Genomic DNA, 24,326 nt, shown 5'->3' on the forward strand with positions numbered 1-24,326 from the left:
TTACGCCTCCATTCTTTATATACCTGTCTCTACGCTGCTAACATTCTAATTCCAGCAGTAACGAAGCTTAACATTCCTATCACTAGTACAATGAACAACCATTTCCGCTCTGGTTTTCTATAATATAAAATTCCACTTATTAGCATTACGATAAATCCACTTACCAGGTTCAGCCACAGTCCATTAAGCATGAATACCTTCTCCATCCATTACATTTAAGAAATATTCTTCTAAGGAACTATGTTTCTTATTAATACTTTCAATTTCCACATCGTTCATAATAAGTGCTTTTGAAATGGCCTGCTGAGACGCTGACGTATCATACACACGAATCATGGTTCCACTCATTATTTTGTAGTTTTTTATACCAAGTTTATCTTCTAAAATATAAGCTGCACGTTTCACATCAGGAACAGTAATTTCAATATACTCTGTTTGTTTTCCGTTAATACTCTTCATTGAAACTTCTTTTATTAGTTTTCCATTTTGAATCACACCAATTGTATCGGCCATTAGTTCCATCTCACCTAAAATATGACTAGAAACTAATAATGTAATGCCATATTCTTTGCAGAGCATTTTAAATAAGTCTCGTAACTCTTTAATACCAATTGGATCTAAACCGTTAATTGGTTCATCTAAAATGAGCAATTCTGGCTTTGTAACGATTGCCCTTGCAATACCGAGTCGTTGTTTCATTCCTAATGAAAAATCTTTTACTTTTTTATTATCTACCCCTTGTAGTTTCACTAAATGTAAAGCATGGTCAATTGCATTTTTATCGTAGTAGCCCATGTATTCACAATGTAGGTCTAAGTTTTCTTTCGCCGTTAATTTATCATAAAAGATTGGGTATTCAATAATTGTCCCCATTCTTTTTAATACTTCATAAGATGTATCTGTTAATTTCTCACCGAAGATTTCAATATCACCACTCGTCGGTTTTATTAAATTTGTAATCATTTTCATAATCGTTGTTTTACCAGCACCGTTTGGTCCTAAAAAACCGTAAATTTCTCCTTTTTTCACATGCATGTTAACACCGGAAATAACTTCTTTCCCTTTAAACACTTTCGTTAACTGGTTTGTTTTTAATATATATGTCATGTTACTTTCCCCTTTCGCAATACTCTATATTTCTATAATAGACAACGGAAATCTCTTTTTTCTTACCCGTTTCTTACAAATTCCTTACGCTGAAAAAAAGCTTGTAGAATCTACTGCTCTACAAGCTAAAACTGTATCTTTGTTAATGCAATTGTAAAAATTGTTTTTTCATACGGTTTACTAGAAAGATGAATTTTTCCGTCCATCGCTTCCACAAGCCGTTTCGTAATCGTTAATCCTAGACCGCTTCCTTGGTACAATCTATTTCTTGAATCTTCAAGTGTGTACATACGCTCAAACACTTTATCAATATGAGATTCATCAATCCCTTTTCCTTTATCCCATACATCTATATACACGCCCGTGTCATCATCTCTTAACGTCATACCGAGTGCCTTTCCATCGTCTCCATATGTAATTGCATTTGATATTAAATTATTCAATACCCTACCTAATACTTCTACATTTCCAAGTGCATATATATTTCTTTCTGGTATATCAATATGAACCTGAAAACCTTTCGTCGTCACTAAATCATAAAATGATAAAATCTTCTCGCGGCAAACTTCATTCATATTTACTTTTGTCATTTCAATTGCTTTGTCACCAGATTCTAATTTCGCTAAATCAAAAAACTTATGAATTAATTCCATCACTTCTAGTGTTTTCGTATGCACTTTCTCAAGTAATATTTGTTGTTCTTCTTTATTTATCGTTTTATCCTTATTTAACATTTCTGTATATCCAAGAATAACTGTTAGTGGTGTTTTCAAGTCATGCGAAATATTTGAAAGCATTTTTCTCATCGAAATTTCTACTTTTGCATGATCTGCATTCGTTTTCTGTTTTGCATCTAATAATTGATTAATTGCCACTAATAATTTTTGCAATTCTAGATCATCTGTCATAACGAGTAACGTCTCGCCTGTTTTTTCATTTACAATACTTTCTAACTTTTCATATGTGTATCGTAAATTTTTACTACTATTTTTTCTCATTTTATATTGCATATAAATAACACATAACAATATAAAAATAATACCTATTAACAAATTGATCATATTACATCACTTCCAGCTTATAGCCGATGCCCCATAGCGTTTTAATATATTCTGGATTAGATGGATCACTTTCGATTTTCTCACGCAATCTTCTCATATGAACATTAATAACGTTATCGTCACCGTAATACTCTTCATTCCAAACTAACGTATATATTTGCGCTTTCGTAAATACACGATTTTGGTTCTTTACAAATAGCTTTAAAATCTCAAATTCTTTTAAAGTAAGTTTGAGAGGCTTCCCGTTTTTTTCTACAGTAAAATTAATTGGATCAATTGTTAAATCACCAATTTGAATCATTTTTTCTATTGTTTCTGTAGCCGAGTATTTCGTAGACCTCCGAATACCTGCTTTTACACGTGCAGCCAATTCAATCATAGAAAATGGCTTACAAATGTAATCATCTGCTCCAAGTCCTAATCCAACAGCTTTATCAACATCTGTATCTTTTGCCGACATCATTAAAATCGGAACTGCACTTTTTTCTCGAATGATTCGTACAACCTCTAAGCCATCTAGCTTTGGCATCATAATGTCAAGGATAATCAAATCAAATGAACCTTTTAAATATGTGTTCACGCCTTCTTCTCCATCAGACGCAATCGTAACTTGAAAGCCTTCCTTTATTAAATACTTTTCCACCATCTCTTGAATTGAGATATCATCTTCAACTAATAAAATATGATGTGACATATGTCTATCCCCTTTTTACAAACGTTAACAATCCAATTGTATCGTAACTACTACAGACTGGAAACAATTATATGAATTTTCAAACCAACTTCCCTTCCTTCCTTAACAATGATATGATGAAATTCACTACGATTGTTCATAATTAACTTTATATAAAGGAGACTTATCATGTCAGAAAACAAAAAAGTAAGCTTAGCTGATTTAATGCGTGAACAACTTGCTAAGAAAAAGCAAGGAAATGGAAATGGTCAAAATGCAAAAAATCAAAGCCAAGAAACAAAAAAATTACAAAACCAACAAACAAAGAAAACAAACAACCAACGTAGACGTACAGGTGTATAAATGAACGGACAAAAACGTTCTAATATCGCCCCCGGTCTTGAAGTTGATATTGTATTAAAACAAGATCAACGAACAGGCAAATTAACACGTGGAATTGTAAAAGATATTTTAACAAACTCCCCTTCCCATCCGCATGGCATTAAAGTGCGATTGCAGGACGGGCAAGTCGGTAGAGTACAAAATATCGTTCAATAAGAAAAGGAGCTCAAGTAAACTCGAGCTCCTTTTCTTTATTAACCTTTAATTTTCTCGATGAAAACTACTTTTAAGTAGTCTCCTTCTTTAAATTGATCAATGGTACGGAAATCTTCTGGTAAAGAATGTTCTTCTAACATTTTATATTTGCCATTCATTTCTTTAAAGGCTGTATCGATAAAGCCTTTAAACTTTTTCATATCGAATGCGCTACAGTTTGTAGAAGCAACGATAATACCGTTATTTTCTGTAATAGCAATTGTTTCTTTTAATAAATTTTTATAATCTTTTGCTGCACTAAATGTATATTTTTTTGAGCGTGCAAAGCTTGGAGGATCAAGTACGACCATATCAAATTTCATTTTTTTCTTCGCTGCATATTTGAAGTAAAGAAATACATCTTCTACAATAATATCTTGCGCTTCATAATCAACTTCATTTACACTAAACTGCTCAATCGTTTTACTTAAACTACGATTTGCAAGGTCAACACTCGTCGTTTTACTCGCTCCGCCAAGAGCTGCAAATACAGAGAAAGCACCTGTATAAGAGAACATATTTAACACTGTTCTTCCTTTTGCATATTTATCACGAATTTGTTTTCGAACGTTACGTTGATCTAAAAATACCCCAACCATTGCCCCATCATTTAAATAAACCGCAAAGTTTACACCGTTCTCTTTTACGATAAGTGGGAACTCGCCGCGCTCTCCTGCTACGAAATCATCACCCTCAATATATTTCCCTTTCGTATCAAAACGCTTTTTCTCATAAATACCTTTAAAGTTTGCTACTTTTTGAAGAGCGGCTATAATCTCATCTCTGAAAGTATAAATCCCTTCACTATACCAACTTACTACGTAGTAGCCATCATAATAATCGATAATTAGTCCTCCAAGACCATCACCTTCACCATTCACCACACGGAATGCTGTCGTATCACTTGATTTGTAAAATTGCTTTCGTTTATGTAAGGCAGATTTGATTTTACTTTCAAAGAAAGATTGATTAATTTGTTCACTCTCTTTTCTCGTTAAAATCCAGCCGTATCCTTTATTTTGTTTTCCATAATAGCCTTTTCCGATAAATTGGTTCTTCTCATCTACTACTTTAATGATTGTTCCTTCTTCCTGAACATCATTTAAATTTTGAATCGCATCTTTTAAAATAAGCGGATATCCACTTTTAATTTCTTTTATAAATTTCGGTTTTATTTTTACAGTTACTTCTGATCGCATATAATAACTTCCTTTCCATTTGCATGCTTTCTCTACAGGAAGCATTTGAAAAACGAGCCTGAAAAAACAGCCTCGTTTCACTATACCATATTATTGCTTTGCTAGTACAACTCGCTCATTCTCTCGCTTAACTGCCACATATTTACTACATTTTGAACTGGAAATCTTACTGTCCAATATAATATAAAAAACTTTTATATTTCATATTTAGCATTGACAATGATAATGATTTTCATTATCATTTAATGTATATGAGTTCTCGAAAATAAAGGCTATATTTATAGGAGGAATAAACATGATTATCGTTACAAATACAGCTAAAATTACAAAGGGAAATGGACATAAATTAATTGAGCGTTTTAATAAAGTAGGTAAAGTTGAAACGATGCCAGGCTTTTTAGGTCTAGAAGTTCTTTTAACGCAAAATACAGTTGATTATGATGAAGTAACAATTAGCACTCGCTGGAATGCAAAAGAAGATTTCCAAGGTTGGACAAAGAGCGCTGCATTTAAAGATGCTCACTCACATCAAGGCGGAATGCCAGAATATATTCTTGATAATAAAATTGCTTACTATGATGTAAAAGTTGTACGTATGCCAATGGCTGCAGCACAGTAAAAACAGTCCTTTTTTAAAGTATAGAATATGAGAAGCGTTATCTATCACTTCTCATATTCTATACTTTTTTCTTTAATTTCTTTTTATTAATTTTGCGTGTACAACTAGCCTTCCAGCCTCTGGATCAAGCGCATAGTCACAAGTAGAAAGTGTTACGATTTCATCATTAGCCGTCAATTCCGTATCCGTTTTGTACAGTGATTTTTCTTGAATTTCCTTTAAGAACGATGTATATGCTGCATCATTTTCAAAATCCGTTTCAATGTAATAAAAGTCCGTTGTTGTCATGTATACTGAAAAAACTTCCACGTCGTATCCTTCAAATAATGTATCGTAATATAATTTACGATGAGACATAAAAAAGTCTTCATCCAACATCTTTTTTAAACTACCAAACATAGAACCGTCTTTCATACGATGGCCATATAAAATCGTATTTCGATTTTGAGATTTCACATCATTACGATGGTCCATAAAAATGCTTCCCGCTCTCATATCTTCACCTTTATAATTACGAAATAAATAGTAATCATTATCTTTTGCTTGAACGATTGGATAATTAATTTGTGTATCATCCATCGTAATCCATCCGACTATCTCTGGATTAATTTTCTGGAGATCCTGAAACTGTTTACGTACCTCTCCATCTTCTGATTTTTCTTCCATTGGACTTCTTTTATAAATATGTTGTGCCTCAGCCATTACTTTACGATTTTCATAATAATCCATGAAAATCCCGCCCAACTCATATATTGAATAGAAAAAGATTCCTAAAAACACAATTGTAAGTATGCGTTGAAAAAAAGAATTCTTTTTCCGTCCTTTCTTACTATTCAAATTATCACCTCAAAACGGATTATGCTCAGCCTTTAGATTCCCATAGGTACCATGTACAATCCGGTATCTTCATCCTGCTTTACAATGACATCTACACCATATATTGCTTTAACCATTTCTTCTGTTATTACATCATTAGGATTACCTTTCGTAATGATTTCTCCATCTTTCATAACGATAATATGGTCGCTATAACGAATGGCTTGATTAATATCATGTAATACCATTACAATCGTTAGTCCATGCACTTCATTTAACTCTTTCACTAACTCTAATATTTCTAGCTGATAGTAAATATCTAAATATGTGGTCGGCTCATCTAAGAAGAGCATTGGTGTATTTTGAGCTAATGTCATTGCGATCCAAACTCGCTGCCTCTCTCCACCAGATAAAGCATAAATTGGCTTATCACGCTTACTTTGTAAATTCGTACATACTAGCGCACGCTCAATCGCTTCTCTATCTTCATCTGTTTGCGGAGAGAATATATTTTTATATGGCATACGCCCGAAGCTTATTAGCTTTTCCACTGTAATATCTGCTGGAGCCTCATTTTGTTGATGGACAACCGCTAGTTTTCTAGCAAACTCTTTCGGTTTATATTCACTAATCGCTTTCCCATCAAGTATTACTTCTCCACTGCTAGGAGCGTGGTTTCTAGACATGACACTAAGTAATGTTGATTTCCCACATCCATTCGGTCCAATGATTGTTGTAATTTTCCCAATTTCTATTTCACTACTAACAGACTTTAATCGATTTGTTACGTTATCGTATGAAAAGGTTACATTTTTAATTTCCATGAACTTTATCACTCTTTCTAAGCAAGAATATTAAGAATGGACCACCAATAACCGCCATAATTGTTGCTGCTGGAATTTCGTTAGGTGGCACAATTAACCTTCCAATCGTATCTGCCGTCAAAATTAATAACGCCCCTGCAAGAGCAGAAAATGGAATTAATACTTTATGGTCTGAACCGACTAATTGTCTTGAAATATGCGGAACTAGTAATCCTACAAAAGCAATAACACCTGCAAGCGCTGTTGATACTGCCGCTAAGAGTACTGCAATGGCAGAAATAATAAGACGAACTCTCGTCACGTGCAAGCCTAAGTTTTTCGCAGTCTTATCTTGTAGCGATAATAAGTTACACCATGCTCCTACGAACAGAGCAAGAATAAGACCAATCGTTCCATAAGTCACCATTATTTCTACATCGCCCCACGTCTTCATTGTTATGTTAGAAGTCGTCGTTTGCTTAATACTCTTAATAAAATATCCACAAATCGTAACGAATGATTCATTTAATCCAGTAAACATTGCATTAATGGCAATACCAATTAAAATAATGCGAAGCGGGCTTAATCCTGATTTCCATGAAAACGAATAAACGAGATAACATGCAAGCGCACCACCTAAAAAGGCGAATACGGGTGTCCAGAAAAAGAATTGCGGGAACAACGTAATAATAACGAGTGTCATAAAACTTGCTCCTGAAGATATACCGATTACCCCAGCATCAGCGAGTGGATTTTTCATAACAGCTTGAAAAAGCACACCTGAAACAGCGAGAGCCGCTCCAGTGAACAACGCAATAATAATACGCGGAAAACGTAAATCTTTAATGACTTCAACATCTTCATTTCCACCTGTAAATATCCCTTGTACAAGTTCAACAATACCTACTTCTAAACTACCTTTCATCGCTGACAATGATGTCATAACAATAAGCAATGCAGTAACAATGAGGAAACTCCAAGTTTTTTTATTCATTCTACTCTTCCTTTATATTAAAATGCATCACGGATACATCATTTTTTTCAATTCATCTAATGCTTCAATTGCTGCTAAATTACCTGTCGTTCCAAATAAACGCTCTTCTAAATCGTAAACACGGTTATTTTTAACCGCAGCAAAGTGTTTCCAAATATCATTTGTTTTAAATTCTTTATCAAACATTTTTACAACTTCATCAGGCATACCATGAGCTGCTCGTAAAATAATATCTGGATCAGCTTTCTTTAAATACTCTGTATTAGAAGCTAAATATTCTACTTGTTCACCTTGCACAATATTTTTACCACCTAGTTGTTTCACTAAATCTCCAATATAAGAATGCTCTGTTGCTACTAAATAACTTCCTGGCACACCTAATAAAATAAGCACTGTCGGTTCTTTCTTTCCTTTTACTTCTTTTTGAATGCTAGCAACCTTTTTATCTAATTTAGTTACTACTGCTTCGGCCTGTTTTTCACTCCCATATTTCTTACCTAAATCGCTAATAGAACTTTGCATATTTTTCAAACTCGTTAAATCTAAAAAGTTTGCTTTCATACCCACACCATCAAAAACTGGCTTTAATTCATATTCAAGTGTTGTCACAGATAACACTTCTGAAGGCTTTAATGACTTTACCTTTTCCATATCTGGACTCATTGGATTCCCAACTTCAGGTAAACCTTTATATCGCTTCGGTAAAGTTTTAGAACTTGTTGGAACGCCGACTAAATCTACTTCTAACGCATCCATAATTTCAGTAACAGCCACTGTTGTTGCAACGACGCGCTCTTTACTTTCACTCTTTACCTGCTTTGCTGATTCTTTTTTTGGTGATGAGCACCCGGCTATACTCATTAACAAAATGATAGCCATTAGTACACTTGCAATTTTCTTCACTCTCAATCACCACTCCTTTCCATACAATATGAAACAAGTCTTGATGCACGCGAACATGCATCAAGACTCCAAAAATTACAATCTACCTGCTCTATATTTACGAACTAGTAAAGCAAGTGAACCTAGCAGTAACACCATGTATAAACCAAGTTGTGCTGTATCTGCAGTTTTTGAGTTTTTCTCTTTTTTCGAATCATTTTTTGTATCTTCTTTTTTCTTGTGACCATCTGCATTTCGATTAAAATCAGGAGTACCTACTGTTTTTACATTATCTACTTTCGGTGTAGTCACTGGATTTTTCGGTTCATTTTTCGGTTCCTCTTTAATAGTTCCTAACGCACCGATATTATTTGTATCAAATTGAATTTGTACATCGTAGAAATGATGGTAGTTCATCTCATCGATGTCTACCTTTACTTTTGCGTTTAATTTTTTAAATAGATCTTCTACTTCAAACTGTACTACTCGCGTATTTGCATTTTTATCTTCGCTTACTACTTTTGCATCAGCGAATAGTTCATTGTTTTCCGCTTGGAATTTCGTAATCCACGCACTATTTTTCAGCGTCATCTCAATATATTTTTTACCATCTTTTACGATTAATTTCGCTGGATTTACAACATAGTCATGCATCTTTGAAATCTCATCTGTTTTATCTTTTAATACTTTAAATGTAATATCATATTGGCCATCTACTAAATTTTTCGAATCAACTATTACTCTCGGTTTATTATTTTCATCTTGGTTGTTGTTTCCACCTAGGTTGTCGTTTCCACCTTGGTTGTTGTTTCCACCTTGGTTGTCGTTTCCGCCTTGGTTGTCGTTTCCGCCTTGGCTATCTAACGGCTTAATGCTACCTTTATCAAATGCAAATTGAATATCGTAAAAATGGTGATAATTCATTGAATCGATATCTACTTTTACTTTTGCATTTAACTTTTTTGATAAATCTGGTACTTCTACTTCCACTACGCGTGTATCAGCTTTTTTATCTTCACTTATTACATGTGCATCAACAAACGAACCATTTTTCTCAAATTCAAATTTTGTAATCCAAGAACTGTTCGTTAACGTAAATGATACATACTTCTTACCATCTTTTACTTTTAGCACACCTGGACTTTTTGTATATGTGTTCATCATTGAAATTTCGTCTGTTTGATCTTTTAATGCTTTGAAATTGATGCTGTATTCACCATCTTTAATTGTTTCAGCATCTGATTTTTCTACTTCTGGTTTTTCTACTTCCGGTTTTTCTGCTTCCGGTTTTTCTGCTTCTGGTTTTTCTACTTCCGGTTTTTCTACTTCTGGTTTTTCTTCTTCTGGTTTTTCTGCTTCCGGTTTTTCTGCTTCCGGTTTTTCTGCTTCTGGTTTTTCTGCTTCTGGTTTTTCTACTTCTGGTTTTTCTGCTTCTGGTTTTTCTTCTTCTGGTTTTTCTGCTTCTGGTTTTTCTACTTCTGGTTGTTTCTCTTCATTTTTAATTTGTTCAAGTTTATCTTGTTCAAATAAAAGTTGTACATCATGCGTTTGCTTATAATTTCTTGATGCCATTTCGATAAATACTTTTGTATTTAGTTTTTTAGATAAATCGTTTACTTCAAACTCTACTACGCTTGTATCTTTTTCCGTATCCTCACTTACTACTTTTGCATCAACAAATGTGCCATCTTTTTCCGTTTGAAAATTTTTAATTAATGAGCTACTTTTTAATGTTACAATTGCTTTTTTCTTACCGTTTTCTACTTTTAATACTCCTGGATTTACCATGTAAGTATTCATCTTAGATTCTTCATCTGTTTGATCTTTTAACACTTTAAATGGAATGCTGTACGCACCATCTGTAATTGTGTTAGAATTTGGTTGTTGATCTGGGTCAGGCTTTTGGTCGGGCTTCTGACTTGGATCCGGTTTTTCATTTGGATCTGGCTTATTAGCTGGGTCCTCTTTTTCATTTGGTTGTTCCACATGAATTGGTGTAATACTATTTTGATCAAATGCAATACGAACGTCGTACTCATGATGATAATTTAAAAAATCAATATCTACTTTTACTTTTGCATTTAATACCTTCTCTACATCTTCTACATCAAATTCTACTACTCTTGTATCTTTTTCTTTATCTTCACTAATTACATTTGTCGCAACTAGCTTACCTGCTTTTTCTGTTTCAAACTTCGTAATCCATGAACTATTCGTTAATGTAAAGGATACTTTCTTTTTCCCATCCTTCACTTTTAAAGTTCCCGGACTTACTGAATATTGATTCATCATCGATTCTTCATCTGATGTATCTTTTAAAACTTTGAACCCAATTGAATATTCACCGTCAGCCAACTTGGTAGCTGCTTGAACTGCAAGTGGTTGTAATGTTGATACGAATGTAAATATCATTAAAAACATAGCAACAATAATTTTTGTATACCTGTTCAATGGAACGACTCTCCCTTTTGAAAATTATTTAATACTGCTCCCATCAAATACAAAGCGAATATCATACGAAGCATTATAATTAATAATTGGAATATTAATTTTCACCTTTCCATTTAGTTTTTTTGACAAGTCAGCAACTTCAAATTCTACTACTCTAGTATTATCTTTTTTGTTTTCACTTAACACGGTTGTTTCTACAAATTGACCATCTTTTTCTACTTGGAAACTTTTAATAGAAGCACTATCTTTCACTTTAAATGAAACGTATTGTTTTCCATTTTTAACTGTTAATGTTGCTGGGCTTTCAAAATAACTATTCATTCTAGACGATTCATCTTTATCGCCTTTCCATACAGTAAAAGCAATATTATATTTTCCATCAGCTAGTTTTGTAGCAGCCTTTGCATCTTGTAAACCTAGTGTTGCGATAAACGTAAATAAAACAGCAAATACGGCAATAATCATTTTAAATTGTTTAAACATATATTCATCACCCTTCAAAAGATTTATTTACTCAACTTCACTTTACGAATTAAGAAAGCACCTGAAATAAGAATTAACGCTGCAAACAATCCAATACGTGCTTCATCGCCTGTTTTTGGGTTATCTGTTTTTTCAGCTTTTCCATTTTCATTTTTTGTTTCTTTGTTCACTTCTTTAGCTGTTTCCTTACTCTCTACTTTTGTTTTCTCTTCTTTTACATGTGTATCTGTTTTCGCTTGATCATTATTTTTTTTTGTAGCAGCTACGCCGTTATCGCCACCTACAGCTTTTACATTTGCATCAAATGCAAAACGAATTGTGTAGTGGTGGTCATAGTTTGCATTTGGTACAACAACATGAATTTTTACAGCTGCCGGTTTAGATAAATCATCTACTTTAAACTCTACTGTTCTTTTATCTGCCGATTCATCTTTACTAACAACTTTCGCATCAACAAAATTCCCGTTCTCTGGTGCTTTAAATTCTGTAATCCAAGCACTATGATTCACCGGAACTTGTACTCTCATCTCACCGTTTTTCACTATTAATTTTGCCGGCTTTTCAAAATAGTCATTTGCCATTGAAGCTGAATCATTTTCCGCTTTTTGAATTACGTAATTAATATCGTAAGTACCATCAGCTAGTTTTGCTGATACATTCCCGTATGGCATTACAAGAAAAGCTAACATACATACGAACGTTATAATAAAAGCAGGTAATACAGAAACCTTTTTCATTTTTCTTGTTTCCTCCTTGGTTATCTTTCATTTCACTTTTTGAAAATGATAATTATTCTCAATTCATAAGAAAAAAATAATCTCTTCTACCTATTATTTAATTAGCATTCTTTTATGTAACATAAGTATTATTGATTATCATTCTCATTAAATATTAAAAATAATATCTCACCCTATTCCTTATACGAAGGCATAGAAACTGAGAAAAAATGATAAAACGTATTTATTGATTATCATTCTCAATGCAAATCAAAAAAAATAAACTATCTCTTCTCCTCTTCTTTCACCTCTTCCCATAACAACACTATAGTTATAGAAACCCCTTTTCCCTCACTTCCCTTCCAATATTTCCACAACTAAGTCAATCTTAGCCTACTCATAAATTTTTTGTCAACTATATTACGTATAAAATTTTTAATATCTGAATTTCTCTATATGCGGCTTTTTTTACAAAAAAGAGACTTTCTATTATAGAAAGTCTCTTTTCTCTATTTCTCTACAGCAATTTCCTGCTTTTGAAACTTAGAAACTATATAACCAAATCCTATACCGATTATGCCTGGAACTAACCAACCAATTCCTACACTATATAATGGAATCTTATCTAAAATAGGTGCTAGCGCTGCAATTTGAAGGTTTGCATTGTGTAATCCATCAAAGAAACTTATTGCAAATGCTCCTACAATCCCGCCCACATACATCGCTAATGGAAGACGAACGTAGTTTTCAACAAGTGATAATACGATAAGTACGATTCCAATTGGATAAATTGCGATTAAGATTGGTAATGCTAATGCATTTAACTGAGTTAACCCAAGGTTTGCTACCATAAATGCTAATACACAGAAAATGAAAACGACTTTTTGATAAGAAAGCTTTGGTAATAAGGAAGAGAAGTAATCACCACAAGCTGCAACAATACCTACAGAAGTTGTTAAACATGCTGCTGTAATTGCGATCCCTAATAATAAAGTTCCGTAGCTACCAAATAAATGATTCACGACATTTGTTAAAATAATTCCTCCGTTTGCACCCATTCCAAGTGACACACTAGAAGCTCCAAGATAAGCAAGTGCTAAATACACAAGTAGTAGACCAAGCGCTGCAATAAATCCTGCAAAGATTGTTACTTTTGCAATACTGTTTTTATTTGTAATGCCTTTTTCTTTTAACGCATGAATTACAACATTTCCGAATACCAGTGCTGCAAGTCCATCTAAAGTTAAATATCCATCAATAAATCCTTTGAAGAGAGGAGCACTATACGCTTCTGTTGGTGCACCAAATTCTCCAATTGGTGTAATAAGTGCTTTACCTACGATAATTGCAATAACAGCTAATAATATTGGAGTTAGCACCTTACCAATACGACCCACTAATTTCGAAGGATTTAAAGCTAAATAGAAAGTGACTGCAAAGAAAATAAGTGTAAAGATAACAAGTGGATATGACTGACCAGCTATCTCACTTGGTAAAAACGGTGCAACACTCATCTCATAAGCTACTGTTCCTGTACGCGGTACACTTACGAATACGCCTAAACATAAATAAATTGCAGTGATAAAAACAAGTGCGAATATAGGATGTACACGTCCTGCTAGCTCATTAATATCTCCCTTTAAAGCTATAACAATTACTCCTAATAAAGGTAGTCCAACGCCTGTTACGATAAAACCAAACAGCGCGATCCATACGTCCGTTCCAGCACCTTGCCCTAACGCTGGTGGAAAAATCATATTACCTGCACCAAAAAACAGTGCAAATAACATTAAACTTATTGCAAACATCTCTGAAAACTTTAAAGATGATTTCATTTCTACTAACCTCCTAAAATAATTAATTAACAAAATATTCTGAATCAAAATCCGTCACATATCCTCTTTCAAGCATACTTCCCCGTAAAAGAACGCAAAAAACACCCGTCCCTAACAAAGGGACGAGTGTTGAAATCGTGGTTCCACCCTTATTCTAATAAAATGAATTTATAACGAAATAAGCTCATTTTATAGCTCGTGTAAATTGATAACGGTTTTATCCGCCAAGAATTACAATGCATCATGTATGCAGTTCACTCTTGAAGTTTAGAGGTGGTAAGCTTGTCTTTTCGTATTAGGAAGCTCACAGCCTAAGGCTTCCCTCTCTGAGAATCGTAAAATACAACTCATGTCCTCATCATTACTTTTATAAAATATCTTGTCGAAACTTGTTGTTTTTTATTATATGGGCTATTTTTTAAAAAATCAATAGTTTTATTTTTTCTGACAAAAAAAATATAGGGAGAAAATTTCCCCTCCCTATAACTGCCCTATTAAAATTTCTAACTCTTCAGCTGTAACGCTCCGCCACTTTCCAACTTCAAGCTCATTTAGCTCTATATTCATAATGCGTACTCGCTTTAGCTTTATTACAGTAAACCCGAAAGCTCGACTCATTCTACGAATTTGCCTGTTCATTCCTTGCGTTAAAACAATACGAAATGTTGATTGATCGACTCTTGTCACTTTGCACGGCTTCGTCATTCCATCTTTAATCTTTACACCGCTGGACATCTCATCAATAAACCAGTCCGTAAAAGGTTTATCGACTGTGACAACATATTCCTTCTCGTGCTCATGATCACCATGTAAAATTCGATTCGCAATGCCGCCGTCATTCGTTAATAAGATAAGTCCTTCCGATGCTTTATCTAATCGTCCAACTGGAAAGATTCGCTCTGGATAATTGATATAATCAATAATATTATCTTCAATATGATCAGCTGCTGTACAAGTAATTCCGACTGGTTTATGAAAGGCTATGTACACCTTTTCTTTCTCTTCTTTTACAATAACTTGCCCATCAATCGTTACAACATCACCATCGCTCACAAGTTCACCGTGCGTACATATTTCGCCATTAATAGCCACGCGTCCAGCTTTAATGAGGCGATCTGTTTCACGTCTGGAGCATGATTTTGCTTCGCTTATGTATTGGTTGATTTTCATGTTCTATTCCTTTTCACATATATTAAAAGCGTCAATCTATGGCAATATCATTCTGCCACGATTGACGCTTTTTCACTTCGCAAAAACAACTAAATAAATAACCCCAATCACCAAAAATATTCCGCAACAAGCTAACAATACTTTTGCAAGTTTGTCCATAAACATATAATGGTTTCCCCTTTGTTTCGTTGTTTTCTATTTTAATTCGACAACTGTTACGCCTAGGCCTCCCTCGCCCATGTCACCGTAACGGAAGGTTTTTACACCGCGATGCTTCTTCAAGTAATCTTGTACACCTTGGCGAAGTGCTCCTGTCCCTTTACCGTGAATAATTGATACGCGAGGATAGCTTGCAAGCTGGGCATCGTCTAAGTATTTCTCAACGCGCGCCATTGCATTTTCAAATCGTTCACCACGAAGGTCAAGTTCTAATGAAACGTGATAGTCTCTACCTTTTACCGTTGCAACTGCTTTTTTCTCTGTTTGCTTCGGTGTGTTAATGTATTCCATGTTAGATTCTTTTACTTTCATCTTCAGAATACCGATTTGTACGCTCCACTCAGTATCGCTTACTTTTTCAAGTAATTGACCTTTTTGACCGAACGTTAATACTTTTACTTCATCACCTGCACGTAACTGTTGCTTCGGCGCAGTGTTTTTCACGTTTACTTTTTGTTTCTTAACAAGCTCTGGTGCTGCGCCTTCTAGACGGCTCTTCGCTTCAATTAACTCGTGATCTTTCACGTTTGCAAGCTGTGCTTTACGCAATTGACGAAGTTCTTGAATAATGCCTTCTGCTTCTTTCTTTGCGGCTTCGACTTTTTCTTCCCCTTCTTTTTGCGCTTTTAATAATCGTTCATCGCGATCTTCGTTAAATTCAATGATTTGACGTTGTAATTCACGATGAAGTTTTTCAGATTGTTTGCGAAGTGCTTCTGCTTCGTTCCAGTCACGCTCTGCGTTCTTCTGGCTTTCTTCTAACTTCGCAATCATATTTTCAATTTTATTCGTATCTGTACTAATGTGGTTGCGTGCTTGGTCAATAACGCGATCAGATAATCCAAGACGTTTCGAAATTTCAAAGGCATTACTACGGCCTGGTACACCGATTAATAATTTATAAGTTGGACTTAATGTATTTACATCAAACTCAACACTCGCATTAATAACTTGCTCACGGTTATATCCGTATGCTTTTAATTCTGGATAATGCGTCGTTGCAACAACGCGAGCACCGCGATTACATACTTCATCTAAAATCGAAATTGCTAGTGCAGCACCTTCTTGTGGGTCTGTTCCAGCACCTAATTCATCGAATAAAACTAAGCTTTCAAAATCAGCTTTTTCTAAAATATCAACGATGTTCACCATATGTGAGGAGAACGTACTTAAACTTTGTTCAATCGATTGCTCATCACCGATATCAGCAAATATATTTTTAAACACACAAATCTCTGACTCATCCATTACTGGAATGTGAAGACCAGATTGCGCCATTAAAACACAAATACCAACTGTTTTCAGCGTAACTGTTTTACCACCTGTATTCGGTCCTGTAATAACAATTGTCGTGAAATCTTTACCTAACATAATGTTATTTGGCACAATAATTTCTGGATCGATTAGCGGATGGCGAGCTTGTCTTAAATCCATATAACGCTCGTTATTTACGATTGGTTTCGTTGCTTTAATTCGCTTTGCATAAAAAGCTTTCGCAAAAATGAAATCAAGATTCGCAACTACTTCTACATTTGATAAAACGATATCGGCTTCTACTGCCACTTCTTCTGTTAACATCAATAAGATGCGTTCGACTTCTTGTTTCTCTTTCACACGAGCTTCTTGCAGTGCGTTATTTAATTCTACAATGACTTGCGGTTCAATAAATAACGTTTGTCCAGAAGCTGATTGATCGTGAACAATACCACCATATACGCCGCGGTATTCTTGTTTTACTGGGATTACGTAACGTTCGTTACGAATCGTTACAATCGAGTCAGACAGCATCTTTTGCGCATTTGAAGAGCGCGTCATATTTTCTAATTTTTCACGAATACGGCTTTCCGCAGTACGAATTTGAGTACGAATACCACGCAGTTTATCACTTGCGCTATCGACTACTTCACCACCGTCACCGATACAATTTGTAATTTTCTTTTCTAAATCATATAAAGATACAATTTGAGCGACGTGAGTTTCTAAAATCGGAAGCTCGACACCGTTATCAGCCATATCTTCAATGAAACGTTTCATATTACGACTACCATACATCGTATTCGCAATATCAAGTAATTCATTTGGACTTAACATACTCCCAATTTTTGCACGCTTCACATTTGAGCGAATATCCGTAATACCACCTAATGGTGCACTACCTTTTAAACGAATAACTTTCGCTGCTTCATCCGTTGTATCTTGCATTTCTACAATTTCTTCAAAATCAGTGCTCGGCACTAAATGCTTCACTTTGTCACGGCCAAGTGAAGAGGCTGTATGTTCAAGTAATTGTTCTTTTACTTTATTGTATTCTAATACACGCAACGTTCTTTCTAACATGTTGCAGGTCCCCCTTGCGTTACTTATTACGTTTAATATAGTCTAATAAACGTTCAATATCCCATGTGTTAATCACGTTATCTTTTTGAATCCAACCTTTACGTGCTGCTGCTACACCTGTTTCCATATCTTCCAACATTTCAAGTGTATGAGCATCTGTATTAATCGCTACTTTTACACCAGCATCTTGTGCTTGTTTTAATAATTTCGCGCTTAAATCTAGACGGTTCGGATTCGCATTTAATTCTAAAACTGTATTTGTCTCTTTTGCGAGTTCAATTAATAAATCTGTATCTACATCATAACCCTCACGGCGCCCGAGAAGACGTCCTGTCGGATGAGCAATCATTGTGACATGTTTATTCTCAAGTGCAGTACGCAGACGCTTCATGATCGTTTCACGGTCTTGTGAGAAGCTAGAGTGAATCGCTCCAATGACATAGTCTAATTCTTCTAATACTTCATCATCAAAATCAAGCGAGGCATCTGGTAAAATGTCCATTTCAATTCCGCGTAAAATTGTAATGTCTGGATACTTTTCATTCATACGTTCAATTTCTTTCGCTTGCTCACGAAGACGCTCTTTCGTTAAACCATTCGCTACTTTTAAGTATTGCGAGTGATCAGTAATCGCCATAAACTTATATCCACGAGCACGGCACGCTTGTACCATTTCTTCAATAGAAAAAGCACCGTCACTCCAAGTTGTATGCATATGTAAATCACCTTGTATATCGGAAAACTGAATTAAGTTCGGATACTCTTTAATTAATTCAATTTCTTTTCCATCTTCACGCACTTCTGGCGGAATAAATGGTAGACCGAAATGAGCAAAGAAGTCTTCTTCAGTCTCAAATGTTTTCACTTCACCTGTTTCTAAGTTCTCTACACCGTACTCACTAATTTTCTCGCCTTTATCTTTTGCGATTTGACGCATTTTTACGTTATGGTCTTTTGATCCTGTGAAATGGTGAAGTGTTGTAATAAACTCTTCTGGTTTTACTAAGCGGAAATCGATTGAAATATCATATTCATATTGAAGACGAACAGAAACTTTCGTATCCCCACTTGCGATTACCTCAATCATATTATCGAATTGTAGTAAATGCTCACGTACCGCTGCTGGTTCTGTCGTTGCAATGATAAAATCTAAATCTTTCACTGTTTCACGAACACGGCGCAAACTACCAGCGCGAGAGAAACGAATTACTTCAGCAATATTCGACAATTTCTCCTCTATTTCCCCGGCAATAGGCAATACCATCGCAATTGGTAAACGCTCTGGACGAGAGCCTACTTGATCGATTGCTTCTAATATTTTCTCTTCTGTCTTCTTACCGAAACCAGCTAAAGCTTGTACTTTATTTTCCTCACAAGCAGCTTTTAACGTCTCCATATCAATAACGCCTAGCTCTTTATATAACTTAGCCACCTTTTTACCACCAAGACCTGGTAGTTTTAATAACGGCAATAAGCTACTCGGTACTTCTTTTTCAAGTTCTTGTAATACTTCAGATGTTCCCGATTCTATATATTCTTGAATAACGGCTGCTGTTCCTTTTCCGATGCCCGGAATCTTTGTGAAATCTTCAATCTCAGAAAGACTACGATCGTCACTTTCTAATGCTGCTGCCGCTTTACGAAATGCAGATATTTTAAATGGATTCGCACCCTTTAGTTCCATAAAAAGCCCGATTGTCTCTAATAATTTGATAACTTGTTTTTTATTTACTTTCATCATTACCCCGCCTTTCTTTCATAGAAAAAAACTTCTCTTTCCGAAAAAAGAGAAGTTATACTCTGCTACCTGTCTGCCATAGTTCCTTCACCTTTTCAGATAGAATCGGTGTATCGTCTACAATTATTTTGCTAATTGATGATTTTTGTAATGGTGTTTGTACTTGTTCAATCGGAAGAATGTTTCCAATGATAATTAAGACAAACAAAACAATATATACTTCTAAAAATCCGAGGATTGCCCCCGCAAACGCATTTACTTGCTTTAAAACCGGTATTTCTGCAAACATATTTAACAAATTACCAAGTAATGAAAGTGCTATTTTTGTAATAATAAACAATATGATAAACGCAAGCGCTTGATAAAATACTGTCTCAATATTATTTGCATCAATCCATTCTGGAACAGATACGTTTTTATCAAATGGATACGGAATAAATTTCGCAAGTGCTGGCGCTAAATCTTTACAGTACCAGTATGCAACAAGGTATGCGATAATAAAGCTTGTTAACTTTACAAGTTGCAGAATAAACCCTCTGCGTAAGCCGAGGAAAAATCCCATAACAAGCAGTAAAATGATAATAATATCAATCATGTTATTCCATTCCTTTTTTTGTCATACTTTCTTTCAATTTCTCATGTTCTTCTTTTAATTTTATGTAATCGTGTATGACGTTTACCGCCGTCAATACCGCTAGTCTACTCGTGTCAAGCGAAGGATTCTTGGCATTGAGTTCGCGCATTTTATCATCCACAATCGCTGCTACCATGCGGATATGACTTGTACTTTCATCGCCAACAACTGAATATTGCTGACCATAGATTTCTACATTAATTCGACTTTTCTTTCCCTTTTGTTGTGACAACTCACCGGCCTCCAATCACGTACAGAATCCTAAAGTTTATCATACCATGAACCTTCATAATATGGAAACAGAAAGAACAATCCGATATGATAAAAATAACAATATAAAAAAAGGGGCGACCATTATGTCAAATTCTATCGTAATTCAAACAAATTCTACAGTAATTGAAGACATGAAACAACAATATAAACATTCGCTTAGCCCGAAAATTCCGCAAGGCGGTATCTTTATGGCTAAGGTGCCATCTTGCACGATTACAGCGTATAAATCTGGAAAAGTAATGTTCCAAGGAGGCCGCGCTGAAGCAGAAGCTTCTCGTTGGCAAACTGTCTCTCACGCGCCGAAAACAGCTGTAAAAAAATCTGTCGATTCCCATCGTTATGCGCCGCCTACTTCCATCAGTACAATGTCTATTGTAGGGTCTGATGAAGTTGGTACTGGTGATTTCTTTGGACCGATGACAGTCGTTGCTGTATATGTGGATGCGAAGCAAATTCCACTACTAAAAGAACTTGGTGTAAAAGACTCTAAAAACTTAAATGACGATCAAATTACTGCCATTGCGAAACAACTTCTACACGTTGTTCCTTACAGCTCTCTTGTCCTTCATAATGAAAAATATAACGAGCTATTTGATAAAGGCAACAACCAAGGTAAGTTAAAAGCCTTGCTACATAATAAAGCTATTACAAACTTATTAGCGAAAATGGCACCTACAAAACCTGAAGGCGTCTTAATCGACCAATTCACACAACCTGATACATACTACAAATATTTAGCAAAACAAAAACAGGTACAGCGTGAAAATGTTTATTTCGCTACAAAAGGTGAAAGCGTCCATTTAGCAGTAGCCGCTGCTTCTATTTTAGCTCGCTACTCATTCGTAAAACAGTTTGACGAACTAATTAAAAAAGCTGGTATGCCACTTCCGAAAGGTGCTGGTAAACAAGTTGATATCGCTGCTGCTAAATTAATTCAAAAGCTTGGTAAAGAACGATTACCCGAGTTTGTGAAACTGCATTTTGCTAATACGGAGAAGGCGCTTCGCTTATTAAAATAGTATCGACAAAAACAGGAGCCTACAAACTCCTGTTTTTGTTTCATCCTACTATTGTCCTTATAGTTTTGTTATAATTATAATATACAGATTATTCTAACATAGGAGGAGATCTACATTGCTACTTCTACAAATGATTCTAAATATTTTACTAGGTGATCCACATGAAAGACAGTTCGAAATTAGAGAAAACATTCAGCTACTAAGTGAACAGCCAGCTTTCAACGATTTAATAGAGCGCTACGGTCGATCTTTCTTATTAAACTTTCGGATTCGAAGATTTATCGGGAAACACGATGCACGCTTGTTAATACATAATCCAGCAAAACTACAACACTTCTGTGAAGAACTTGAATGTATGATTAGAAAAAGGAGGTTTTTCATATGAACGCTGTAAAAGTTAAAAAGCTACTATATGCTTTCGTACACCTCGTAGGCCCACTTTCTTACCTCACTATTTCTATCATTTGGGGAGCTTTTTTCACTACTAAATCCACATTCGAAAATATATCTGATAATCTTGGCGTGATGGCCATCTATTACGTGTTCATAAGTTTACTGTGGTTTTTCTATTTAGATCGATTAGACAAAGACATAAATAAGATTACAAAAGAAATTAACGATAATAAGATGTAACACATAACAAAGGAGAGCCCTTAAGACTCTCCTTTGTTATGTTAGCTTCGTTTCTGCTTCTTATTTGATGAAGATACTTTATGAGAACCTGTTTCATGTGTCGTCGTTCCTTGTCCTTCAACTTCTGGAGAACCTAGGCCCGATCTTGAATGATCTTTTTTCACTTTTTTACTCATTTATATTCACCCCTTCGCGTTACTTTTTGCTACGAGGGAATAAACTATACAATATGTAAAATAAAAAGCGAGAGGAAATCCTCTCGCTTTTTTTCATATTTTAGAATTCAGAAGAACCTGGAGTTCTTGGGAATGGAATTACGTCACGGATGTTAGCCATACCAGTGATGTACATTAGGAAGCGCTCGAAACCTAGACCGAATCCAGCGTGTTTTGTACCGCCGTATTTTCTAAGTTCTAAGTACCACCAGTAGTCCTCTTCGTTCATACCTAATTCTTTAATTCTGTCTACTAAAACGTCCATTCTTTCTTCACGTTGGCTTCCGCCGATTAATTCGCCGATGCCAGGAACTAGAAGGTCAGTAGCAGCTACTGTTTTACCGTCTTCATTTAAACGCATGTAGAATGCTTTAATGTCTTTCGGATAGTCAGTTACGAATACAGGGCGTTTGAAGATTTCTTCTGATAAGTATCTTTCGTGCTCTGTTTGTAAGTCAATTCCCCATTCTACTGGGTATTTGAAGTCAGCACCTGATTCTTGAAGCACTTTAATTGCTTCTGTATATGTGATGCGACCGAAGTCAGAGTTGATTACGTTGTTCATGCGCTCTAGAACTGTTTTATCAACGAAGCTGTTGAAGAATTCCATTTCTTCTGGTGCATGCTCTAATACGTATTTCATTGCATATTTCAGCATATCTTCTGTAAGGTTCATTACGTCACCTAGTTCAGCGAATGCAATCTCAGGCTCAACCATCCAGAACTCAGCAGCGTGACGAGTTGTGTTTGAGTTTTCTGCACGGAATGTAGGTCCGAATGTGTATACATCACGGAATGCTAATGCATAAGCTTCAGCGTTCAGCTGTCCACTTACTGTTAAGTTTGTTTCTTTACCGAAGAAGTCTTTTGACTCATCAACTTTTCCGTCTTCACCTTTTGGTAGGTTATTTAAATCTTGCGTTGTTACGCGGAACATTTCGCCAGCACCTTCTGTATCACTACCAGTGATGATTGGTGTGTGGACATGTACGAATCCACGCTCTTGGAAGAATTGGTGAATCGCAAATGCTGCGATAGAACGTACGCGGAACGTTGCAGAGAATGCATTTGTTCTTGGACGTAAGTGAGCGATTGTACGTAAGTATTCAAACGTATGACGCTTCTTTTGAAGTGGGTAATCAGAATCTGATAAGCCCTCGATATCAATTTTTTCTGCTTTAATTTCAAATGGTTGCTTCGCTCCCGGCGTTGCAATTACTTTACCTTCTACTTTAACTGAAGAGCTAAGTGGAAGTTTTGCAATTTCTTTGAAGTTCTCTAATTCTGTATCGAAAACGATTTGAACGCTTTTAAAGAAGCTACCGTCGTTTAATTCGATGAAACCAAATGCTTTTGAATCACGTAAGTTACGAATCCACCCTGATACTTGTACTGTTTGATCTGCATACTTTTCTGTATCTCTATACAGACTTTTTACTAATGTGTTTTCCATAGTGAAATTCTCCTTTGCTCATATATTTAAATACAAAAAAACCTTTCATCCATAAAGGGACGAAAGGTTAAACTTCGCGGTACCACCCAATTTGTCATAAAGACCAACTTTAACTCGTATGTAATACATACTTCCCGGTTTGTAACAGGCCGGATTCCCGTCTAAGTCTACTCTTGAATACAAAATTCAATTTCGGTTAGCAACTCCAAGGTGTTCTTCACATATACCGCCTCATCAGGCTCTCACCGTCCCTGACTCGCTTTGGATTATAGTATATACTACTTTTCCTTATCATCGTCTTTCATTTTGTTAAACTAAAATTAATGTACTACATTCGAGAGAAAGATGCAAGGTGTCGGAAAATATATGAGCGATTTTTGTAATATATCGACTTATCGA

General features: G+C 35.3%; 26 protein-coding genes and 2 other annotated features. Of the genes, 6 read left to right on the forward strand and 20 right to left on the reverse strand.

From position 1 onward, the window contains the following. Positions 1–29: 29 nt before the first annotated feature. The 4 genes from EBQ15_RS31005 to EBQ15_RS03190 all read right to left on the reverse strand — a co-directional run bounded on the left by EBQ15_RS31005 (position 30) and on the right by EBQ15_RS03190 (position 2,862). Complete coding sequence (locus EBQ15_RS31005; protein ID WP_000931813.1) at positions 30–191, reverse strand: hypothetical protein; 162 nt, start codon at positions 189–191, stop codon at positions 30–32. After that, positions 184–1,107, reverse strand: a complete 924-nt coding sequence (locus tag EBQ15_RS03180) for an ABC transporter ATP-binding protein (RefSeq protein WP_000221067.1) — start codon at positions 1,105–1,107, stop codon at positions 184–186. The genes EBQ15_RS31005 and EBQ15_RS03180 overlap by 8 nt, the downstream gene beginning before the upstream one ends. A 125-nt stretch (positions 1,108–1,232) precedes the next feature. Next, positions 1,233–2,168: a HAMP domain-containing histidine kinase gene (locus tag EBQ15_RS03185; protein WP_000609141.1), complete on the reverse strand. Its 936-nt coding sequence runs from the start codon at positions 2,166–2,168 to the stop codon at positions 1,233–1,235. A gap of 1 nt (position 2,169) precedes the next feature. Beyond that, on the reverse strand, positions 2,170–2,862 hold the full coding sequence (locus EBQ15_RS03190; RefSeq protein ID WP_000018029.1) for a response regulator transcription factor: 693 nt from the start codon (positions 2,860–2,862) through the stop codon (positions 2,170–2,172). A gap of 168 nt (positions 2,863–3,030) precedes the next feature. Here EBQ15_RS03190 and EBQ15_RS31010 point away from each other — a divergent pair, with 168 nt between their 5' ends. Further along, positions 3,031–3,204 carry a hypothetical protein gene (locus EBQ15_RS31010; RefSeq protein ID WP_001293578.1) on the forward strand — a complete coding sequence of 58 codons (174 nt, stop codon included), beginning with the start codon at positions 3,031–3,033 and terminating at the stop codon, positions 3,202–3,204. After that, complete coding sequence (locus tag EBQ15_RS03195) at positions 3,205–3,399, forward strand: YwbE family protein (RefSeq protein ID WP_001014310.1); 195 nt, start codon at positions 3,205–3,207, stop codon at positions 3,397–3,399. Positions 3,400–3,437: 38 nt separating this feature from the next. Here EBQ15_RS03195 and EBQ15_RS03200 read toward each other — a convergent pair whose 3' ends face one another. Further along, on the reverse strand, positions 3,438–4,637 hold the full coding sequence (locus EBQ15_RS03200; RefSeq protein ID WP_001255966.1) for a class I SAM-dependent rRNA methyltransferase: 1,200 nt from the start codon (positions 4,635–4,637) through the stop codon (positions 3,438–3,440). Positions 4,638–4,932: 295 nt separating this feature from the next. On the opposite strand from EBQ15_RS03200, the gene isdG reads away from it, so the two are divergent. Further along, positions 4,933–5,256: a heme oxygenase gene (isdG, locus tag EBQ15_RS03205; protein WP_000587818.1), complete on the forward strand. Its 324-nt coding sequence runs from the start codon at positions 4,933–4,935 to the stop codon at positions 5,254–5,256. Positions 5,257–5,328: 72 nt separating this feature from the next. Here the strand turns inward: isdG and srtB are convergent, their stop codons facing one another. From srtB to zapA, 13 genes are all read right to left on the reverse strand, one after another. Then, positions 5,329–6,093 carry a class B sortase gene (gene srtB / locus EBQ15_RS03210; protein ID WP_033683362.1) on the reverse strand — a complete coding sequence of 255 codons (765 nt, stop codon included), beginning with the start codon at positions 6,091–6,093 and terminating at the stop codon, positions 5,329–5,331. Between the two features lie 32 nt (positions 6,094–6,125). Further along, complete coding sequence (locus EBQ15_RS03215) at positions 6,126–6,896, reverse strand: ABC transporter ATP-binding protein (protein WP_000403761.1); 771 nt, start codon at positions 6,894–6,896, stop codon at positions 6,126–6,128. Next, entirely contained in the window at positions 6,886–7,869 is a 984-nt protein-coding gene (locus tag EBQ15_RS03220) for a FecCD family ABC transporter permease (RefSeq protein WP_001036849.1), read from the reverse strand. The genes EBQ15_RS03215 and EBQ15_RS03220 overlap by 11 nt, the downstream gene beginning before the upstream one ends. A gap of 27 nt (positions 7,870–7,896) precedes the next feature. Then, positions 7,897–8,778: a heme ABC transporter substrate-binding protein IsdE gene (gene isdE, locus EBQ15_RS03225; protein WP_001986828.1), complete on the reverse strand. Its 882-nt coding sequence runs from the start codon at positions 8,776–8,778 to the stop codon at positions 7,897–7,899. A gap of 69 nt (positions 8,779–8,847) precedes the next feature. Further along, the gene (locus EBQ15_RS03230) at positions 8,848–11,202 is read right to left on the reverse strand and encodes an NEAT domain-containing protein (RefSeq protein WP_125653110.1); all 2,355 of its coding nucleotides are present in this window, start codon (positions 11,200–11,202) and stop codon (positions 8,848–8,850) included. A 24-nt stretch (positions 11,203–11,226) separates the two neighbouring features. Further along, on the reverse strand, positions 11,227–11,685 hold the full coding sequence (locus tag EBQ15_RS03235) for an NEAT domain-containing protein (protein ID WP_000476165.1): 459 nt from the start codon (positions 11,683–11,685) through the stop codon (positions 11,227–11,229). A gap of 23 nt (positions 11,686–11,708) precedes the next feature. Further along, positions 11,709–12,422 carry a heme uptake protein IsdC gene (gene isdC, locus EBQ15_RS03240; RefSeq protein WP_000757962.1) on the reverse strand — a complete coding sequence of 238 codons (714 nt, stop codon included), beginning with the start codon at positions 12,420–12,422 and terminating at the stop codon, positions 11,709–11,711. Between the two features lie 488 nt (positions 12,423–12,910). Continuing rightward, entirely contained in the window at positions 12,911–14,236 is a 1,326-nt protein-coding gene (brnQ6, locus tag EBQ15_RS03245; protein ID WP_000842650.1) for a branched-chain amino acid transport system II carrier protein BrnQ6, read from the reverse strand. Positions 14,237–14,351: 115 nt separating this feature from the next. After that, positions 14,352–14,607 (reverse strand) — a binding site (T-box leader). Between the two features lie 109 nt (positions 14,608–14,716). Beyond that, a complete protein-coding gene (locus tag EBQ15_RS03250) occupies positions 14,717–15,406 on the reverse strand; it encodes a 23S rRNA pseudouridine(2604) synthase RluF (RefSeq protein ID WP_000700746.1) in 690 nt (229 codons plus the stop codon). Positions 15,407–15,601: 195 nt separating this feature from the next. Continuing rightward, complete coding sequence (locus tag EBQ15_RS03255; protein WP_000893716.1) at positions 15,602–17,962, reverse strand: endonuclease MutS2; 2,361 nt, start codon at positions 17,960–17,962, stop codon at positions 15,602–15,604. A gap of 19 nt (positions 17,963–17,981) precedes the next feature. Continuing rightward, a complete protein-coding gene (gene polX, locus EBQ15_RS03260) occupies positions 17,982–19,700 on the reverse strand; it encodes a DNA polymerase/3'-5' exonuclease PolX (protein WP_000867517.1) in 1,719 nt (572 codons plus the stop codon). Positions 19,701–19,755: 55 nt separating this feature from the next. Continuing rightward, entirely contained in the window at positions 19,756–20,295 is a 540-nt protein-coding gene (locus tag EBQ15_RS03265) for a CvpA family protein (RefSeq protein ID WP_000565412.1), read from the reverse strand. Between the two features lies 1 nt (position 20,296). Then, positions 20,297–20,566, reverse strand: a complete 270-nt coding sequence (zapA, locus tag EBQ15_RS03270; RefSeq protein ID WP_000082701.1) for a cell division protein ZapA — start codon at positions 20,564–20,566, stop codon at positions 20,297–20,299. Positions 20,567–20,690: 124 nt separating this feature from the next. On the opposite strand from zapA, the gene rnhC reads away from it, so the two are divergent. The 3 genes from rnhC to EBQ15_RS03285 all read left to right on the forward strand — a co-directional run bounded on the left by rnhC (position 20,691) and on the right by EBQ15_RS03285 (position 22,259). Further along, on the forward strand, positions 20,691–21,626 hold the full coding sequence (gene rnhC / locus EBQ15_RS03275; RefSeq protein ID WP_000071569.1) for a ribonuclease HIII: 936 nt from the start codon (positions 20,691–20,693) through the stop codon (positions 21,624–21,626). A gap of 115 nt (positions 21,627–21,741) precedes the next feature. Next, positions 21,742–22,011 carry a hypothetical protein gene (locus tag EBQ15_RS03280; RefSeq protein WP_000925537.1) on the forward strand — a complete coding sequence of 90 codons (270 nt, stop codon included), beginning with the start codon at positions 21,742–21,744 and terminating at the stop codon, positions 22,009–22,011. Then, the gene (locus tag EBQ15_RS03285; protein ID WP_000994749.1) at positions 22,008–22,259 is read left to right on the forward strand and encodes a hypothetical protein; all 252 of its coding nucleotides are present in this window, start codon (positions 22,008–22,010) and stop codon (positions 22,257–22,259) included. The genes EBQ15_RS03280 and EBQ15_RS03285 overlap by 4 nt, the downstream gene beginning before the upstream one ends. Positions 22,260–22,300: 41 nt before the next feature. Here EBQ15_RS03285 and EBQ15_RS03290 read toward each other — a convergent pair whose 3' ends face one another. Both EBQ15_RS03290 and asnS read right to left on the reverse strand, forming a co-directional pair. After that, entirely contained in the window at positions 22,301–22,435 is a 135-nt protein-coding gene (locus tag EBQ15_RS03290; protein WP_000039590.1) for a YuzL family protein, read from the reverse strand. A gap of 100 nt (positions 22,436–22,535) precedes the next feature. Further along, positions 22,536–23,927: an asparagine--tRNA ligase gene (asnS, locus tag EBQ15_RS03295; RefSeq protein WP_000432177.1), complete on the reverse strand. Its 1,392-nt coding sequence runs from the start codon at positions 23,925–23,927 to the stop codon at positions 22,536–22,538. Positions 23,928–23,979: 52 nt separating this feature from the next. Further along, positions 23,980–24,231, reverse strand: a binding site (T-box leader). Positions 24,232–24,326 lie beyond the last annotated feature (95 nt).

The organism is Bacillus sp. 2D03 (assembly GCF_003946765.1).
Taxonomy (GTDB): Bacteria; Bacillota; Bacilli; order Bacillales; family Bacillaceae_G; genus Bacillus_A; species Bacillus_A cereus.